This window comes from Pirellulales bacterium, from assembly GCA_019636345.1.
Classification (GTDB): domain Bacteria; phylum Planctomycetota; class Planctomycetia; order Pirellulales; family Lacipirellulaceae.
The window spans coordinates 276,300-294,071 of sequence record JAHBXQ010000006.1 but is presented as its reverse complement, the minus strand read 5'-3'; the positions used below and the strand labels follow the sequence as shown (position 1 = coordinate 294,071).

Annotated in this window: 15 protein-coding genes and 1 tRNA gene; 12 read left to right on the top strand and 4 right to left on the bottom strand. The window is 63.4% G+C overall.

Annotated elements, in window-relative coordinates:
* Window positions 1–11: 11 nt before the first annotated feature.
* Window positions 12–1,592: an SAM-dependent DNA methyltransferase gene (locus tag KF688_15660; GenBank protein ID MBX3427113.1), complete on the bottom strand. Its 1,581-nt coding sequence runs from the start codon at window positions 1,590–1,592 to the stop codon at window positions 12–14.
* A gap of 58 nt (window positions 1,593–1,650) precedes the next feature.
* Complete coding sequence (locus KF688_15655) at window positions 1,651–1,932, bottom strand: hypothetical protein (GenBank protein ID MBX3427112.1); 282 nt, start codon at window positions 1,930–1,932, stop codon at window positions 1,651–1,653.
* A gap of 450 nt (window positions 1,933–2,382) precedes the next feature.
* On the opposite strand from KF688_15655, the gene KF688_15650 reads away from it, so the two are divergent.
* The 4 genes from KF688_15650 (at window position 2,383) to KF688_15635 (ending at window position 6,123) form a co-directional block, all read left to right on the top strand.
* Entirely contained in the window at window positions 2,383–2,598 is a 216-nt protein-coding gene (locus tag KF688_15650; GenBank protein MBX3427111.1) for a hypothetical protein, read from the top strand.
* A 924-nt stretch (window positions 2,599–3,522) separates the two neighbouring features.
* Entirely contained in the window at window positions 3,523–4,131 is a 609-nt protein-coding gene (locus KF688_15645) for a hypothetical protein (protein ID MBX3427110.1), read from the top strand.
* Between the two features lie 500 nt (window positions 4,132–4,631).
* The gene (locus tag KF688_15640) at window positions 4,632–4,967 is read left to right on the top strand and encodes a helix-turn-helix domain-containing protein (GenBank protein MBX3427109.1); all 336 of its coding nucleotides are present in this window, start codon (window positions 4,632–4,634) and stop codon (window positions 4,965–4,967) included.
* 148 nt (window positions 4,968–5,115) lie between these two features.
* On the top strand, window positions 5,116–6,123 hold the full coding sequence (locus KF688_15635) for a site-specific integrase (GenBank protein ID MBX3427108.1): 1,008 nt from the start codon (window positions 5,116–5,118) through the stop codon (window positions 6,121–6,123).
* Between the two features lie 54 nt (window positions 6,124–6,177).
* Here KF688_15635 and KF688_15630 read toward each other — a convergent pair.
* Both KF688_15630 and KF688_15625 read right to left on the bottom strand, forming a co-directional pair.
* Window positions 6,178–6,260, bottom strand: a tRNA-Ser gene (locus KF688_15630).
* Between the two features lie 129 nt (window positions 6,261–6,389).
* Window positions 6,390–7,175: a GGDEF domain-containing protein gene (locus tag KF688_15625; GenBank protein ID MBX3427107.1), complete on the bottom strand. Its 786-nt coding sequence runs from the start codon at window positions 7,173–7,175 to the stop codon at window positions 6,390–6,392.
* A gap of 769 nt (window positions 7,176–7,944) precedes the next feature.
* Between KF688_15625 and KF688_15620 the strand changes: the two genes are divergently transcribed.
* From KF688_15620 to KF688_15585, 8 genes are all read left to right on the top strand, one after another.
* Window positions 7,945–9,057 (top strand): sugar transferase, encoded by a 1,113-nt coding sequence (locus KF688_15620; GenBank protein MBX3427106.1) that lies wholly within the window; start codon window positions 7,945–7,947, stop codon window positions 9,055–9,057.
* Between the two features lie 118 nt (window positions 9,058–9,175).
* Window positions 9,176–10,474, top strand: a complete 1,299-nt coding sequence (locus KF688_15615; GenBank protein MBX3427105.1) for a glycosyltransferase family 4 protein — start codon at window positions 9,176–9,178, stop codon at window positions 10,472–10,474.
* 120 nt (window positions 10,475–10,594) lie between these two features.
* On the top strand, window positions 10,595–12,163 hold the full coding sequence (locus KF688_15610) for a hypothetical protein (GenBank protein MBX3427104.1): 1,569 nt from the start codon (window positions 10,595–10,597) through the stop codon (window positions 12,161–12,163).
* 82 nt (window positions 12,164–12,245) lie between these two features.
* Window positions 12,246–12,989: a CpsD/CapB family tyrosine-protein kinase gene (locus tag KF688_15605; GenBank protein MBX3427103.1), complete on the top strand. Its 744-nt coding sequence runs from the start codon at window positions 12,246–12,248 to the stop codon at window positions 12,987–12,989.
* Between the two features lie 112 nt (window positions 12,990–13,101).
* Window positions 13,102–14,481: an O-antigen ligase family protein gene (locus tag KF688_15600; GenBank protein MBX3427102.1), complete on the top strand. Its 1,380-nt coding sequence runs from the start codon at window positions 13,102–13,104 to the stop codon at window positions 14,479–14,481.
* Window positions 14,482–14,546: 65 nt separating this feature from the next.
* On the top strand, window positions 14,547–15,485 hold the full coding sequence (locus KF688_15595) for a glycosyltransferase family 2 protein (protein ID MBX3427101.1): 939 nt from the start codon (window positions 14,547–14,549) through the stop codon (window positions 15,483–15,485).
* 133 nt (window positions 15,486–15,618) lie between these two features.
* On the top strand, window positions 15,619–16,896 hold the full coding sequence (locus tag KF688_15590) for a glycosyltransferase (protein MBX3427100.1): 1,278 nt from the start codon (window positions 15,619–15,621) through the stop codon (window positions 16,894–16,896).
* A gap of 22 nt (window positions 16,897–16,918) precedes the next feature.
* Window positions 16,919–17,755, top strand: coding sequence for a WecB/TagA/CpsF family glycosyltransferase (locus KF688_15585; protein ID MBX3427099.1), 837 nt, complete (start codon window positions 16,919–16,921; stop codon window positions 17,753–17,755).
* Window positions 17,756–17,772 lie beyond the last annotated feature (17 nt).

Genomic DNA, 17,772 nt, shown 5'->3' with positions numbered 1-17,772 from the left:
TCGACGGCTCGTCATGACAGCTTCTCCGGGGTAAAGCCGAGACTGGCGAGGTTCTTGGCGATCCGCTTTTCGAGCTTGGCCGATTCGGCGAACTGGGCGGCGAGCGTGTTGGTGAGCCGCTGCATGGCTTCGTCGAACGGTTCGTCGTCGTCCTCGGCCGCCTCGGCGCCGACGTAGCGGCCGGGGGTGAGCACGTGGCCGTGGCTGGCGATCTCGTCGGTCGTGGCGCTTTTGCAGAAGCCGGGCACGTCTTCGTACTTGCCGGCGTCCTTCTCGCCGCGCCAGGCGTGGTACGCGCGGGCGACGCGGTTGATTTCTTCCTCGGTCAACTCGCGGTGCGTGCGGTCGACGAGCACGCCGAGTTTGCGGGCGTCGATGAAGAGCGTTTCTATTCGACGATCCCTGAACTTCCCGTTCTTCTTATTGCGGGCCAGAAACCACAAGCAGACGGGAATCTGCGTCGTGTAGAAGAGTTGGCCGGGGAGCGCGATCATGCAATCGACGAGGTCCCCGTCGATGAGTTGCCGGCGGATGTCCCCTTCTCCCGACTGATTGCTGCTCATCGAACCGTTGGCGAGCACGAATCCCGCGATGCCGCTGGGGGCGAGGTGATGCACCATGTGCTGCACCCACGCGAAGTTGGCGTTGCCGCTGGGGGGTGCGCCGAATTTCCAGCGGGCGTCTTCGGTGAGTCGCTGGCCGCCCCAGTCGCTGACGTTGAACGGCGGGTTGGCGAGGATGTAGTCGGCCTTGAGGTCTTTGTGCAGGTCGTTGTGGAACGTGTCGGCGTTCTGCGTACCGATGTTGCCGTCGATGCCACGAATGGCGAGATTCATTTTGCAGAGTCGCCACGTCGTGTTGTTCGACTCTTGGCCGTAGATCGACAGGTCGCCGACGCGGCCGCCGTGGGCGAGGACGAACTTCTCGCTCTGCACGAACATGCCGCCGCTGCCGCAGCACGGGTCGTAGATGCGGCCCTTGTAGGGTTCGATCATTTCCACCAGCAGCTTCACCACCGATTGCGGCGTGTAGAACTCGCCGCCCCCTTTGCCCTCGGCGTTGGCGAACTTCCCCAGAAAATACTCGTAGACACGACCCAGCACGTCTTTGCTGCGGCTCTCGGCGTCGCCGAGTCCAATCGTGCCGATGAGGTCGATCAATTCGCCAAGCCGCTGCTTGTCGAGCGACGCGCGACCGTAATCTTTGGCGAGCACGCCCTTGAGCGAGGGGTTGTCTTTCTCGATAGCGGTCATCGCGTCGTCGATGAGCTTGCCGATGGTCGGCTGCTTGGCCTGCGCCTGGAGATAAGTCCAGCGGGCCGCCTTGGGGACCCAGAAGACGTTCTCGGCCGTGTACTCGTCGCGATCTTCGGCGTCGGCGTGCTTGTCGGCCGCCAGCTTGTCGTGGAGTTCTTGAAAGGCGTCGCTGATGTACTTGAGAAAGACGAGGCCCAAGACGACGTGCTTGTATTCCGCCGCGTCCATGTGCCCGCGGAGCTTATCGGCGGCGGCCCACAGCTTTTCCTCGAAGCCGAGATTGGCGCTGGCGCCGTTCTTCTTGCCGTTTCTGGGGGAGGCAGCTTTCTTCGCCATGCGGCCGGAATCCTTACCGGATGGGGAGGCAAAAGGTAAAATCAGACTCGGCAACAGTTTACGCGATGTGCGGGTTGTTTCCCAGCAGTGCACACACCCCATCTCGAAGCGAAGATGGGGCGGCCGGGCCGGATCGCAGGTGCGGCTGCTCGCCGTCTTCCTGTTGGGCCATCATCGCTGGCCAATAGCGGATGCCTCGAACGTTAAAGGCGTCGGTCTTGACGGAGTGACTGTCTGAGCAGTCAAGGCAAACGACGGTCATCGTGGCGTCGTCAACCTCCTCGATTTCGAGTTGGCCGCTGCATTCCCGGCAGCGGCCAGCTTCGAGTTCTACGAGCATGGCGAGAATCTCCTCAAGCGAAAAGGATCGATCCGCACAAGGCAGGCCTGGTTCACAAGCGAACCAAGCGCGGCGATGCTGCCGGAGAAGACGCTAAGGCGCAACAAGTTGGTCGCCTCAGAAGAGCTGAAGCTGCTGCGTGCCGGGTCGGTGGTCGTCAGTTGATGACACGGGCGGCGATTCGTCGCGTGGCGACGGGGCACAGTCGCCGCGCGCGTCACACGCTGGCGCGGCGACGACCTGCGACTTCGCTGGTGCGCTGCCGGACTGCTGCGCGCCGAAGCGGGCCTCCGCCGCGTCAAAGGTCACACGCAGATCGCACAACTCGTCCAAGAACTTGATGGCTCGACCCACCCCGTTGACGAACGCAAGAAGACCGCGTGAAATCGATCCCAGCGGGAACCGCCATGTTTTTCAACTAAACCAGGGACAAGCTCCGAAGCGCCGCCCTTGATCCGCCTGTTGCCGGCCCTGCTCTCCGCTTGGCGTGAAGGCGACGTCAAGGGGCCTCGCGCTCGCGGAGGCTGCCAGGTCGACATTGCCTGGCAAGACAGCCGAGTCACCGCCTATCGCATCGCGGGACCGCGCGAGGGCTCCGTCGTCGTTCGCGTAAACGGCCAAGTCGAACAAGCGCACGCGGTGCGCCTTGCCGACGAGTTGCGCTGACGCCTTACGGCCTGGCAACCCTTTGGCTCACCGCTTGTGGGCGGCTCTTGAACAGGGTTCTTCCTCACTCTTGATGTCGCGGTTTCAGTGACTGCCTCACAGTATTCGGCAGGCGTCCGGAACGTTGGCAGGACAATACAGCAAACAATCACGTTGTGGAAGCTCGCCTCACTCTCACTAGGTACGTGCCATGCGGTTGAGGACGACCGACTGCAGGTGAGTTTGCCGTCGTTGAGTTTTCACGCTGTCGGACTTTCGGCTTTGTTGCAGATACGACCAAGCCGGAAGTAAGCTTTGGAGTGAAGTGCCGTAATCTCCGCTACAGAACGGAGTTAGGTTGCGTCGAGCATTTCCAGGCACGATTCCATCGCGCGCGGCGTCCGCCATGGGCAGAATAGAATCGGAAGGCACGGCTTGAAGCGACCGAGCAAACGCAAATCACGCTCCTGAAATGGACTTCTAAATCGACCGCAAAAGCGGGGCAAAAGAATATGGCAGACAAGTAGCTGTCCCGCGTGTTGGCGAGCCGCAGCCTAGAAACGCTCGCTCTGGTCCTACTTAGGAGCAACCCTTGGGGGAATCTGATCGAACTGAAGAGAATGGCACGAACAACCAGGCAGTCCTCTCTCAAGTCAAGCGGGAATTCGCCGCCGTTGTCGCGGAAGCCTTGGCAGACTTGTGGACGAAAGACCGAGCGACTGTGCCACATGCAGCCTCCAATCAAGATGGCATTCGCGCTAAAACCCGCCGCAAGTAGAATGGACTAGGGATGCCTTGTGCAGATTCGGGAAAGGAGTTCGCATGGCCAAGTCGAAACCACAGTTTGCGTCGCGTTCGGCGCGTACGTCAGTTCCGAACCGACCGACGACGACGGAACTCCGGGCTCCCGTTGAGCGACATTTCCAGAATTGGGAACCGCCCGGGATGAGCGTCGAAGAGGCGACCGTTTGGCGAAACATGCCCGCAAGAGTCCGCGAACTGCTTGTACTCGCCGAGTCGAGACTCAATCACTTGAATGCGTTTGAGCGGATGTGGGAGCAGCTTTTGACTGCGTTCCAGCGTCGCCAATTCAATGACGATCTTGAATCGGCTTGGCGTCGCTTCGGCACTCTTCGCGTCTGGATGCGCGCACAAGACTTGACCAATCGCTTCGCTGGGCTGCATTCTCTGGAGTCGCGCATGAGATATGCGTGGTCGGCTCTTGACCTGGATTTCGTTGGCCAGCACGTGTCCTTAGCGGCGAGCAAGACCGAGTTTGAGGAACGGCCGGCCTTCGACGAGTCTACAGGCGAGCTGCGGTTTCAAGGCCGGATCGTAAGGAGGCTCCGCCTCACCGGCAAGCGGACCAACATTGGCCGCATCGCGCGCGCGTTCCAAAACGCCGGCTTCCCGCGGGCGATCAAATTCCCGCTTGGCAGCAACTCGGAACTGACTGCAGTGACGTATGCGGTCTCGCAATTGAACCAGGGTCTCGAAAGCATCCGGTTCCGGTCGCGCGAGAACGGCGCCGTCGTTTACTGGGAGCCACGCTGAAGGTTTCAGACCTTGTCAGCGAGTGCAATTTGAATCGGCTGCCCCGCCAGAGGACAGCGGTCTGTGACGAGGCCGGCGAGCCTCTGCACAAGCCAGCGTTTCTTGACAGTTCGCCTCGCCCTCGTCCACTTCTCTAGGGACTAGATCCGGACATTTCACGGCACGGTCGTCCTGAAGGTTGACCATGCTGAAGAAACTGCTTCGTCCGGACTTTGAGCGGGCTTGATTGAGATTCGCTTCATCCCTCGCCGCAGCTGACCGCTAGGCGCCTAGATCTGGCGATGTTCGCACGAGTGTTCAAGTCTGCGAACGGCACATCGACGAGGTCCGCGAGCCAGTTCTGTGTCTCGCGCGAGGAAATGTGTCGAGATTCTCCGTCCACAAGTGCGCTGTCTTTCGATCGATCTGATGCGCACAGCATGCGGGCCGAAACCCACTCGAGTTGCGATCTCGCTCCGATCGCTCTGCGAAACGCATTCTGCTGAGATGAGGAAGTCCTCGTGTTCTTCACACCTGGACATCGCAGCAAACAAGTCTTTCCTTCGCGCGCCAGAACAACTATGTCACGCGCCAATCGAAGCATCCTCACGGCGTCGGAAATCAAGATCGCATTCTCCGATGGCACATGGGCCGAGACCTATCCGCCTTCGTTGTCGGTGAAGCAAGCAGCGGAACTCGCGCAGGTGAGTGTTGGAACGCTCTACGACTGGTCGTCGCGCGGCCTCCTTGCTCGATGCGCAAAGCGTCGCGGAAAGCGTCTGCGCATCTGGCGCGATCGCTTCATTGAATTTCTCTTCTCGAACGACGAAAGTGAAACGACACATGCCGCAAAATGAGGGGCGGAAAGCTGAGAAGGCTGGCGAGCTTGTATCGATCTATCGCCGCAATCGGGTCTGGCAAGCACAGTATATGGTTGGCCGCCGCCAAGTGCGACAATCTCTTCGCACCAAGTCGAGGAAGACTGCGCAACTTCGCGCCAGCAAGTTGGACCGCGACCTAGTGGCCGGTGCGGTCCATCCGACGTTTCAGGAACCCCCTCTCAATGCAGTGATCGAGCAGTACCTCGCTTACCTGCGAGTCGAGGGGCGGACCGATAAGACAATCAAGAAGTACGAATTCGCGCTGCGGATCGTCGAAAAGCTGGCAACTGCCGCGCGAATCGAGAAGGCGTCTGAACTCTCGGTGTCGTTTGTGGACCGTTTTCGAGCCGCTCGCAAATCAGGAGACGAGGCGTCCGGTCGTCGACCGTCAAGTCCAAAAACGATCCATCACGACACCGTTCTTATTCGCCAGCTTGTGAACTATGCCCTGCGGCGCGGACTAATCGAGCGAGATCCTTTGGCCGGGCTGCGGATTCCCAAGCCGCGGCGAAATCTGCAACCGTGCTGGTCGCAAGCCGAGGTGGAGAAAATTCTCGACGCGACTCGACCGCCGTATCGTTCCGCGCTCACGATGCTCGCCGAGACCGGAATGCGGGTCGGCGAACTGGTGTGGCTGACGTGGGACGACATCGACTTCGTCGGCGCCTGGATTCACATTCGCCCCAAGGACGGGTGGCGCCCGAAGTCCGGCGATCATCGATCGGTTCCAATGAGTGCGCGGGCCAGAAAAGTGCTGCTGGCTCAATCGAGGTGCTCCCGATGGGCGTTTCCAAGGCCGGCCTTGGAAAACTCACGTTCCACGACTGACCAAATCTCGCCCCGGCGACTGCTGGCTTGCGTGAAGCGAGTGGTCAAGCGGCTGGGCCTGTCCGGCCACCTTCACACGTTTCGCCATGCCTTTATTTCGAACGCGGCGATCGCAGGGGTGGCGCCCGACGTTTTACGGAAGTGGGTCGGGCATGTCGATCAGGCGACGTTCGACCTTTACTTCCATCTTGCGAGCGACGCGTCGCAACGGGCGATGTCCCGTCTCGACGAGGCGAAAATGAGCCCGCTGTCGAAACGGAGTTCAACACATTTTCAACACACGGAGGTGACAGATGAAAACTAGCGCGTCACAAGCGGTTGTGGCTCAGGAAGTTACGACGCAGCCGTTAACGTCGAGCGGAGGGCACGGGACTCGAACCCGCAACCGGTAAACCGGCACCTGAATTCCAATCAGGCTGCTAGCCAATTCGCTTACCCTCCGAACGAGACTTGTTATTCTAGGTTTCGCCGGCCCCGGCACAAGGATGCTGGCTCGTTCGACGCCGGGCGTTTCGCGGGCGATCTCGCTTGTTCGCCATTTCCAATCGAGGCGCCGGGCCCCGGGATCGGTCATTGGCGCTGGGGGCGACCGTCAGCGGACTCGGTTGTTCGCTTGTGGCGGTACATGTCCCGGTCAGCCGCTTCCAGAAGTTCTTCGGCGGCCATCCCGATACGATCGGCGTATGCGACGCCGACACACGCGGACAGGCGATACGGCTTCCCGGCTACGAGAAGTTCGCGACGAGTCTCGGCGACCAGTCGATCGGCGATCTGGCGCGCCTGCTTGATGGAGTCGATATTCCGCAACAGGACGACAAATTCATCCCCTCCGAATCGCGTCACCAAGTCGTCGGACCGAAACAGCGATTGCCAGCGCTGCGCCAGCTCGCGAAGAACCTCGTCGCCGGCGAGATGACCGTCCCGGTCGTTGATCTGTTTGAACTCGTCGAGATCCAGAAACAACACCGCTAATCGAGGCGCAACGTCTGTGACAAGCGCAGCGTCGAGCGTCGAGGCAAGTTGACGCCGATCGGCGAGCCCGGTCAGCGGGTCCGTGGTCGCTGCGGCGACGGCTCCAACTTGTCCGACCAGCAGGAGAAGGCTTTTGACGTCGGCTGTGGTCAGGGGGACGACCTCGACGGCGACGACTTGCGGCGCTCCATCCGAGCCGTTGCTGGCGGGTTTTAGCGCCAGCTCGCAGCGAATCGGCGCCTGCTTGGCGATTGCGGCGGCGGCGGCGGCTTTCGTCGGGGGTGCGGCGACCACGATTTCGGCAATGTCTCGGGCATCGACGCGCGGGGTTCCGGCATCGACGCCCGGATGGTGCATGAGCCATCCCCAGGCCAAGGGCGTCACATTTTCGGCTGTCGCGAGGATCGCCAATGCGAACGGCGTGGGGACTGTCAGGTCTACGATTTCTCTGGTCTGCACTCAACACCTCTGTGACTGGCCCGACAAGCGGAGCGACCTGGCCTCGATTCTAACCAGCCAGATGGAATGTGAACGTAAAACCCTATTCAGACAAGGGTTAAGTACGAAAGAGGGCTTGACTGTTTTCACTTCACGGACCGCTCTTTCATGTCCCGAGTCTGGCCAAAGTCTGGCCATCAGTCGTCCTAATTCACAAGCCAAATCTCGCGGGCTCCGCCCGGTTCGCGATTCCATGAATTGCTGTGGAATCTGTTCGACACGTGATTTTGCGTCATTATAATCGACGACTGTGCATCCTTCCGCCAAGGGAGGTCGCACTCCCGCCCCCTGCCGTTTGGATGAGTGCACGGGACATCCAAATTGCCCCCGCCTGCGGCCTTCGCAAACCGCGAGCTCGCCGCCACCGTGTCGCTCCCGCGGCCGTCCGTAACCCGCGCCGTTGGTTCGTTTCGCGAATCGCAGGCTGTTGAGACCCTTGCCGCAGGTGCGCGTCGGAGGAGACTTCGCTGCACACCTGCTGATTTCGAGGAGACCGAGCCTTAGGAGACATCACCCGCCGCCGTCTGTCCGCTCCCCGCTCTCACGGTTTCGCTAGGCGAGACGTTAGAGGAGTGGCGATCGGAACGACGGCGCCTCGGCACGCGCCGCACATTGCCCAGCCGAGTTCGATTGACACCGCTGATTGCCAGGACACATGACGCAACAATCCGCTCCCCGCCCCTTTCACGCCTCGTTATTGCCTCGCCGCCGAGCTTCCCTGATGAGCCGTCGACGGCAAATACGCTTCGATTACTTCTTGTCGGACGCCGACTTTCGCTTTGCCGCCCAATGCGAACGGATGCGGGTCGACCGCAACGGGTCGATCCTCTCGCTACTGATTATTCGCCTGCCGCGCGATCGCGCCGCGGCTCCGGACATCGAGTTCTTGGGCCGCGTGCTCGAAGGTCGGCTGCGCATCACCGATACGCCGGGAATGCTGCGCAACGGCGACGTCGCGGTGCTGCTGCCTGACACCAACGCCGAAGGCGCCTGGAAGGTGGCTGAGGACGTGAGCGAGGTCTACCCTCCCGGCCCCGAGCGCCCGGAGTGCGAGGTCTTCAGTTATCCGGGCCGCCGGCGCCGGCGACACGCCGAGACGGAGGAAGACGCCGCCGTGGTGTCGGGTGAGGATGCCGAACTTGACCCGGGCGAGTTTTTCTTCGCACGGCCGATGCCGCTATGGAAGCGGTGCGTCGATGTGGCGGGGTCGCTTGCCGGTCTCGCCGTCGCCGCCCCAGTTGTTGGCGTCGCCGCCGCCGCCGTCAAGCTCACCTCGCCGGGGCCGGCGTTCTTTCTGCAGGAGCGCGAAGGTCTCGGCGGCAAACGATTCAAGATCTACAAGCTGCGCACAATGTCGGTCGACGCGGAGCATCGCAAACGTGAGCTTCGCGCCAGCAGCGAGCAGGACGGTCCCGCGTTCAAGATGCGACGCGATCCCCGTACGACTCGGTTCGGACGTTTCCTTCGTTGGTCGAGCATCGACGAATTGCCGCAACTGCTGAACGTGCTGCGCGGCGACATGTCGCTGGTGGGTCCACGACCGTTGCCGACCGACGAGTCTCAAGCTTGCCAGGGGTGGCAACGCCGTCGTCTCGACGTGACCCCCGGCATGACCTGCACGTGGCAGGTCACGGGCCGCGGCAAAGTTCGGTTCGACGATTGGGTCCGCATGGATCTCCGTTACGCCGACCGGCGGAGCCTGTGGCACGACCTGAAGTTGGTGCTTGCAACCGTGCCGTCGCTGATCGTGCAGCGCGGCATGCGGTGACTTGGCCCGAATAGACAACCGTATTGCCGTCGTCCTTCTGCCGATGGCTTCATTCCGTTTCGCTCAACCTCGACGCTTGCAACAGTCGCCGAACCTGATTCCTCACACCCCTCCTGCGATGCGGCGTCGTCTGCTGCTCATTGCGTATCGGTTCGACCCCGATTTCTCGATGGAATCGCGGCTCGCCTGGCGCCGCGCCGAGACCGCCGCGACGGAATTCGACGTCACGGTCCTGTGCGCGCTGTCCGGCGATCCCGCAGTGCTGCAGGTTCCTGCGGGTTGCGAAGTGTTGCAGGTTCCGCATGATCGGCGAGAGCAGGCGCTCGCCGCTCTGCCGACGGGGGGCCAATGGGCGAACGCGCGCTGGCAACGTCGTGCGTATGCCGTGGCGGCCGAGGCGGATCGCACGCGGCCGTTCGATCTCGTCCACCATGTGAGCTACTGCGGCTATCGACAGCCGAGCGAGTGTTGGCGATTGGGAAAACCGTACCTGTGGGGTCCGGTCGGGGGCGTTCACAATTTCCCCTGGCGATTTCTGACGGCGATTGAGCCCCTAGGGGCCGTCCGCGAGATCAGCCGCAATCTGCTCAACGCCCTGCAACTGAGACACTCGCGCCGTGTCAGCCGCGCGTCTTCCGCAGCGACGATGACCCTGGCGGCCAACCGTCAAGCGGCCAAAGAGCTGCGCCGCGCGGGACGTCCGATCGCGGGCGTGATGCTGGAAACGGGAATCGACGCAGTTCGACCGACGCCGCGCGTACCGCGCGATCCAGACAAACCGCTGCGCATCTTATGGGCTGGGCGAGCCTGCTCCTGGAAAGGACTGCCGCTGCTGTTGAGAGCGCTGGCCGCCGCGCGCACCGAGGCGTCCTTCACCCTGCGCGTCATGTCGGCCGGACCGCAGCTTGCTCAATGGCGTCGTCTGACGCAGCGACTTGGACTTGACGACTGCGTCGAGTGGGTCGGCTGGCCCGGCTACGAGGGGCGCCAACCCCATTACGACTGGGCCGACGTCTTCGCGTTCACCAGTCTTCGCGATACGTCCGGCACAGGATTGCTCGAGTCGCTTGCTGCAGGAGCGCCGATTATCGGGTTCGATCACCAGGGGGCCGCCGACGTGCTCGCCGAAGACTGTGCATTGCGAATCCCCGTCGCTACGCCTCGCAAGGCGGTGGCCAATTTTCGGGAGGGCGTGATCGCGTTGGCCCGAGACGCAGAGCGACTCGCCCGACTCAGCCGCGGGGCCCTCGAGCGAGCCCGCGACTTTCTCTGGTCCGACCAGGGAGCTCGGTTGCGAATGGCCTACGCCGCGTGTCTCGACGACGGAGCGAACTCCACGGCCGCACAACCGTTACATCCTCCGTATCCTGCGAAATTCCGAGCGACATCCTCCCCGGCCGCCAGCGCGGCAGGGTGAAATCCCCGGTGCGCATGATGACAATAGACGCTGTTGCAACATTCCGCCCGGCCAGCGCAACGCAAACGACGCGTTCGGCCGAAGCGTCCCCGAATCTCCGTGGTCATAGGTCCACGCGCCATGTCCGACTCGCCCCCCTCCGCTAGCCTCGCTTCGTTCGGTCTTCGCGAACTGGCGATGATCCTCTTCCGGCACAAGAAAAAGGTGCTGTCGTGCTCGCTGGGCATGCTTGCGCTGGGGACGTTAGTGCTGCTTTTTGCGCCGCGCAAGTATCGGTCCGAGGCGCAATTATTCCTGCAAGTCGGGCGTGAGAGCGTGCGACTCGACCCCACCGCAACGACCGGCGCCATGATCGGGTTGCAGCAAAGCGGCCGCGACTACGAGATCACCTCGGCGATCGAAGTGCTCAAGAGCCGCGAGATCCTAAAAAAGACCGTCGAGCGGCTCACCCCGGAGGTCGTCCTGGGCCAAGTCGGCGACGGCGCGGCTCCGCCGAATCAACTTGCCGAAGCGGTCTTGGCGCCCCTGCGGTTCGTCGTAGGCGCGGTCAAAGACCTTGATCCGATCAGCCCGACCGAGGACGCGATCATCACCCTGGAACGAAACTTGGCCGTCGACGCCGAGCATCAGTCCACGGTGATCGTGGTCGCCTACGACGCCGAATCCCCGAAACTCGCCCAGCAGGTGCTGGCCGAACTGATCGACGTCTACCGTGAAGAGCACCTGCGTCTGCATCGCACGACCGGCTCGAAGGACTTCTTCGCCGAGCAGCGGCGTCGCCTGCAGGCGACGGTCGACAGCGCCGTCGCCGCGATCCGCGACGCGAAGAACGAGATGGGGGTCGCTTCGATCGACTCCCGTCGCGGCACGCTCGAAAACCGGTTGGCGAGCATCCAGCTCAGCCGGGTCGAGGTCGACCAGCAGCTAATCTCCTCGCAGGCCGAGATCGATCGGCTTGAGGACCAGATCGCCTCAATGCCTGAGTGGCTGCCGGCCAGCAAGTCGGTGGGCCCGAATACGGGCGCCGATACGTTGCGGTCGCAGCTTTACACGCTGCAGGTGCAACTGATGAATCTCGAGGCGAAGTACAACGGCGACCACCCGCTTGTCCAGTCGACCCGCAGCCAAGTCGAGGAGGCGACCCGCCTCCTCAAGGACGAACGAGACGAGCGCGAGACGACGATCGACGCCGTGAACCCCAACCGGCGAGAGCTTGTGCTGAAACTCGCTCAAATCGAGAGCTCCAAGGCCGGCCTCGACGCCCGCAAACAGGAGATCCAGCTCCAATCGGCCCAAGTCATGGCCGAGTTGCAGCAGCTCAACGACTACGAACTGCGGCTTGATACGCTCGGTCGCGACAAACAGATTGCCGAGGCGAATCTGCTGCGATACGAGCAGAATTTCGAGCAAGCTCGGATCGACGAGGAACTGGACCGCCAACGAATCACCAACATCAACGTCGCCCAGGATCCCACCTTCGCGGAGAAGCCGGTGAGCCCCTCGAAACTCATCGTCGGCGGATTGTCGCTCATGTTGGCGAGCGTGGGAGCCCTCGCGTTAGGACTCGGGGCGGAGAAGATCGACACGCGAATCTGGTCTGACGAGCAGGTTGAAAAGACGCTCGGGCTGCCGCTGGTGGCTGTGGTTCCCGAAGGGCGAGCTTACGCCGGCATCCCCCGCAGAACCTGAAGCGTCCCGAGCCGATCCGTGACAAACCGAATTGCCTGAGCTACTTGTTCTGCCTCCTCCCGCGGCCATGCGGAGTCTTGCGATGAATCAACCTGACGTTCCCCGTTCAACCGACGCCGGCGTCGACGCCGCTGCGGCGATCCGTCATGTCGCCCAAGGCGATCCGACAGATCGCCCGACGGCAATTCGCCAGCGCCGCAGCAGCCCGGTTTACGACCACCTGCTGTGGCGGCTTCAGTCGGTGCTCGGCGACGACGCCGGGACAGCGTACGCGCTCGGTTTGGTCGGCTGCGAGGCCAAGACCGGCGTCACCACGATCGCCGCCAACTTGGCCCTCCGCGCCGCCGAGCAGAATTGGGGTTCGGTGCTGCTGGTGGAAACTGACTGGTACGCCCCGCGGCTGGCAAATCTCTGGCACGTGCCCGGTCAGCCGGGCGCTGCGCAACTTTTCGCCGGAGCCGCGCCGCTAGTCGAGTGCGTCCAACCGGGGCCGGTCGCCGGACTCCATGTCGTTCCCGCAGGGATCGTCTCGCATCGCGAGCAACCGTTGGTCGACTCCAACGCGGTTCGCGAGTTTATGGCAGAGGCCCGCGTCGACTACCGGCTGATCATCGTCGATCTCCCCTGTCCCGATCGTTTGCGGCAGGAACTGATCCTGGCGCGATTGCTCGATCAGGCATTACTGGTCGTTCGCGCCGAAACGACCCGCCAAGGCGAAGCCAAACGGGCCGTTCGTCAGTTGCAGCAGGACGGCGTCCCCCTGGCCGGAGCAATTTTGAATCGCCAGCGCAGCTACCTTCCCGCTTGGCTTCGCCGCCGGATGTAGGTGAGACCTTTGTCAGCACCTTAGAGCTAGGAAGTCTCCCCCCTGGAATTCGCCAGGAACCGCGTCATCGACTGACTAATCTCACTGCAAAATTCGAAGCCATCGCGTTCTTATGTCGAATCCCGCCTCGCACCGTCTCGACGTCGCCGCCAACTGGCCGGTGCGGTTCGTGATTGCGCTGGGGCTGGCGTTCGTCTTCACGCTGGTCGCCCACAGCTGGCGCGCCAGTTCGAGTCTCGTCGAGTACTCCGGCAAGGGCGCCCATGAGCGCGAGAATCGATTCGCCCAGCAGCAGGCCACGACCACCTCGAGCTCGGCCATTGGGTTCTTTTTGCTGGGGGGCATGGGGCTCGCCTTCGCCGCCGTTGCGCCGACTCTGCGATTGCGCTGGCTGCATCCCGTGGCGATCCTGTTCGTTGCGTATCTCGGTTGGTGTCTTGCCAGCGTCGCCTGGACCGATAGCAGGTTTCTTACCAGCCGCAAGCTGGCCATTCTGTTGCTGATCGTTACGGCCGCTTACGGCACGGCGACGAAGGCGTCGCTGCAAGATCTGCTGTGGGGGACCGCCCTCTACTTTTTGGGAACCATCATCGCGGGGGGGCTCGCCGAACTGTCACTGGGAACATTTCGGCCGTGGCGCAGCGACTACCGCTTCGCCGGGACGACCGATCCCAACGGGTTGGGGCTCGAATCCGCCGCGCTGACTCTCATCTCGGGATTTCTGCAGTTCCCGCGCCGCGACCGACCGCAGCTGCGCTACGGCCTGACGGCAATCGGGCTGGCCGCGCTGGCGCTGACCAAATCGCGCACCGCGCTCGCGGCGCTCGTCGTCGCGACGCTGGTGGGGTTGGTGCTCCGCGTCCGCGGGCAGCAACGATTCTTGGTCGTCTCGGGGCTGATCGCCGCCGGGTGCGTGGCCGGGTTGCTCGCCAGCTTCGTGTCGGTGGCTGCGATCAAGGAATCGGCCAACGTCGCCTCAATGGGCCGGCAGGAGCACGTCTCGTCTCTCACCGGCCGAACTCCGCTCTGGCGGGCCGTCATTCAAGAAGCCGAACGCAAACCCGTGAGCGGGCATGGTTACGGAGCGTTCTGGACCGACGCGCGGATCTACAAGTACTCTGAGATGTTCCGCTGGCAGATTCCTCATGCCCACAACACGTACATCGACCTCGTCTTGGCGACCGGCGTCGTTGGATTGGGACTGTACGTGCTGTGGGCGCTCGCGCTGGCGCTTGCCGGAGTCTGGCGATATCAAACGGTCGGATCTCCCGGCGATTTGCTCGTGACTTGTTTCGTCGTGTTCACCTTGGTTCATGGATGCGCCGAATCGAAAATCCCGTCGGCCGGGGCGACGACCTTTCTGCTGTTCGCGTTGGGGGCGGCGACGGCGCTGAAACCCGCGACGGGACCGTCCGTCGCCTTGTCCCTGCAATCGCCCCGGCCTCGTGCGCCTGATCTGTCCTGGCGACCGTCGCGCCGCTCGCCGGCTTGACGGCTTGACGACACCGCCGCGGTCTTCATCCTGACAGCCGTTCGCTCCGAATAACCAGCCGAACAATGAGCATCTCTGCCGAACCCGTGCCTGCCGACGTCCCTTGCGACCGCGACGTGCAGACAATCGCCGTGCTGTTGACCTGCTTCAACCGCCGCGAGACGACGCTGCGGTGTCTGCGCGCCTTGGCCGAGCAAGCCGTCCCCGCGGGGCATGAGCTGCGGATCTACCTGACCGACGACGGCAGCACCGATGGCACGGGCGACGCGGTGCGGAACGAGTTCCCCGCGGCGACCGTTTTGCAGGGAGACGGCAACTTGTACTGGTGCGGCGGCACGCGGTTGGCGTGGGACGCGGCTTGTCCGTCAGACTACTATCTCTGGCTCAATGACGACGTCGAACTTCAGCCCGGCGCCATTGAGACGCTCGTCCAGGTCCAACGCGATTCGGGCGATCCTCGCACGATCGTCGTCGGAGCCACGCGCGATCCCGACACGAAGGCGACCGTCACCGGCGGCATGCGGCGGCAAAGCTGGCACAATGTCCGCGTGATTTCCCCTGCCGGATTGCCGCAGATGTGCGACAGCATCAACGGCAACATCGTGCTCGTGCCCCACGCGGCCGACGAAATCATCGGCGGACTCGATCCGGCGTACACCCATTTCTTCGCCGACGGAGATTACGGCCTCCGCGCCCGAAAAGCGGGCCTGCCGGTGCTGCTCGCGCCGCAGCACCTGGGCGAGTGCAAGCTCAACCCGGTCGCGAACACCTCGTTCGACGCCAACCTCTCCTTCCGTCGCCGTTGGCAGAAGCTTTTAGGGCCCAAGGGGTATCGCCCGCCGCGGCAGTGGTGGGCGTTCGTCCGGGCCCACGCCCCCCGGCCGAAAGTCCTGTATTGGGCGACCCCCTACGCCTTGTTTCTGGTCGAAAGCCTGTTCGGCGGACGCGTTCGCCTGCGGCGGCACGTCCGGCGGCCGAACGACGCCTTCGTCCCCAAGAATTAGCGTATTCACCCCGCACATTCTCCTGAATCCTTGTTATAATGGTCAGCCTCCAAAGACCGCTGCAGCTCGTCCGCAATCGGCTTCAAGCTGAGGCTTGCAGCCGGCGGATTGCGCGCGATCGAGGAGACCGGCAATGAAAGTGTTGCTCTGTCATACCCGCTACTTGCAGCGGGGGGGCGAGGATTGCTCCTTCGAGGAGGAACGCGACTTGCTCCGCGCCGGCGGGCACGACGTGCTGGAGTACCTTCGCACCAACGAAGACATGCAAGCGATGGGTTCCCTGCGAGCAGCCACGACGACCGTTTGGAACCGCCGCGCGGCGCGCGACGTGGCCGCGCTCGTCCAGCGCGAGCGACCCGCCGTGGTCCACGTCACCAACTCGTTTCCGCTGTTGTCGCCGGCCGTCTGTCGAGTCGCACGGCGCCACGGCGCCGCCGTAGTGCAAGCGTTGCGAAACTACCGCCTGTTGTGCGCCGGGTCGTACCTTATGCGCGACGGACGCCCGTGCGAGGATTGCGTCGGCCGCGCGATCCCTTGGCCGGCCGTTCGTCACGGCTGCTATCGCGACAGCAAGGCGGCTACGGCCGCAGTCGCGGCGATGCAAGTCACTCACCGGCTGCTGGGAACCTGGCGTCGGCATGTCGACGCGTTTTTTACGCTCACCGAGTTCGCCCGCAGTCGATTCCTTGCCGCGGGTTTCCCCGCCGAGCGCGTCCATGTGAAATACAACTGCGTCTCGCCCGATCCTGGGCCAGGGCAGGGGGGCGCCGGCGTCGTGTTCGTCGGTCGGCTCTCGCCGGAGAAGGGAATTCGGACCATGCTCGCGGCATGGCGCCAGTTCGCGTCGCTGCCCGCGCTGACGGTCATCGGCGCCGGTCCGCTGGCCGGCGAGGTCGCCTCGGCCGCCGCTGAGGACCCTCGGATCGAGTGGCTCGGCGAACTCCCGTCCGCCGAGGTCCACCGTCGCATCGGCGCGGCCCGCGCGCTGCTAATCGCTTCCGAATGGTACGAAACCTTCGGCCGAACGATCGCCGAGGCGTTCGCTGCGGGGACGCCGGTCGTCGCCTCGGCGCTGGGCGCGATGCAAGAACTGGTCGCCGACCGCTCCATCGGCTGGCAGTTCGCCCCGGGCGCCGCGGTGGACCTAGCCCGCGCCGTCGCCCAGGCCGCCGACTGCCCCCCTGCCGAGTACGCCGCCATGCGGCTGGCCGCCCGACGGGAGTACGAGGCCAAGTACACCCCGCAACGCAACTATCGGCGACTGCTCGAGATCTACGACGTCGCCTCTCAGCGCCGAGCAGCACAATTCGCCGACGAGAAATCGTCCGCCGGCGTCGCGATTCCGCGGTCCCCTGTCCCAACCGCTTGTGGTTCCGTTTCAAAGCCGCACTTGGCGCGGTCGCCCCAGTGAGTTTCTTGGATACGCCTCTGTGATGAGCACTTCCAATCCGTCCTTGTCGTGGGAATCGAACGCCGCCGACATCGTGATTGAGCAGGCGGCCCCTTTGCGCGCCGCTCCGCCGCTCGAAATGGCCGACCTGTTCGGCGTCAAGGTCAGCCTCGCCGGCCCCGACGAGGTGGTCGGCGCCATCATGCATCTGGCCGAACGCCGCGCGAGCGCCATCGTCGACTTCATGGGAGTCCACGGCCTCACGACCGCTCAGAGCGACGCGCAGTTCCGCTCCGCGCTCAACCAGTTCGACATCGTCGCCTGCGACGGGCAGCCCGTCCGCTGGGCGCTCAACTGGTACTTCGGGGCGGGAATCAATCGCCGCGTGTACGGCCCCGATACGACTCTCCGTGTCTGCGAGGAAGCGGCTCGCCGCGGTTTGGGCGTCTACTTGTATGGCGGCAAGCCGGAAGTGCTCGCCGCGCTCGAACGCAATCTTGCGGCTCGCATTCCTGAACTCAACGTCGTCGGGGCCGAGTCTCCCCCGTTCCGGCCGCTTACCGACGAGGAGCATGCCGCCGTCGACTGCCGCGTCGCGGACAGCGGTGCGGCAATCGTGCTCATCGGCCTCGGCTGTCCCAAGCAGGAACTGTTCGCCGCCGCTCACCGGGACGGGATGCCGGCCGTGCAACTCTGCGTCGGCGCCGCGTTCGATTTTCACGCCGGCGTACTCAAGATGGCTCCCGCGTGGATGCAGCACGCCGGGCTCGAGTGGTTCTTCCGACTCTGTTGCGAGCCGCGCCGGTTGTGGAAGCGCTACCTCGTCGGCAACACGAAATTCATCGCCATGTGCCTCCGCCGCACGCTGTTGGGGGGGTAGCCGTTCAGGACCTCGCT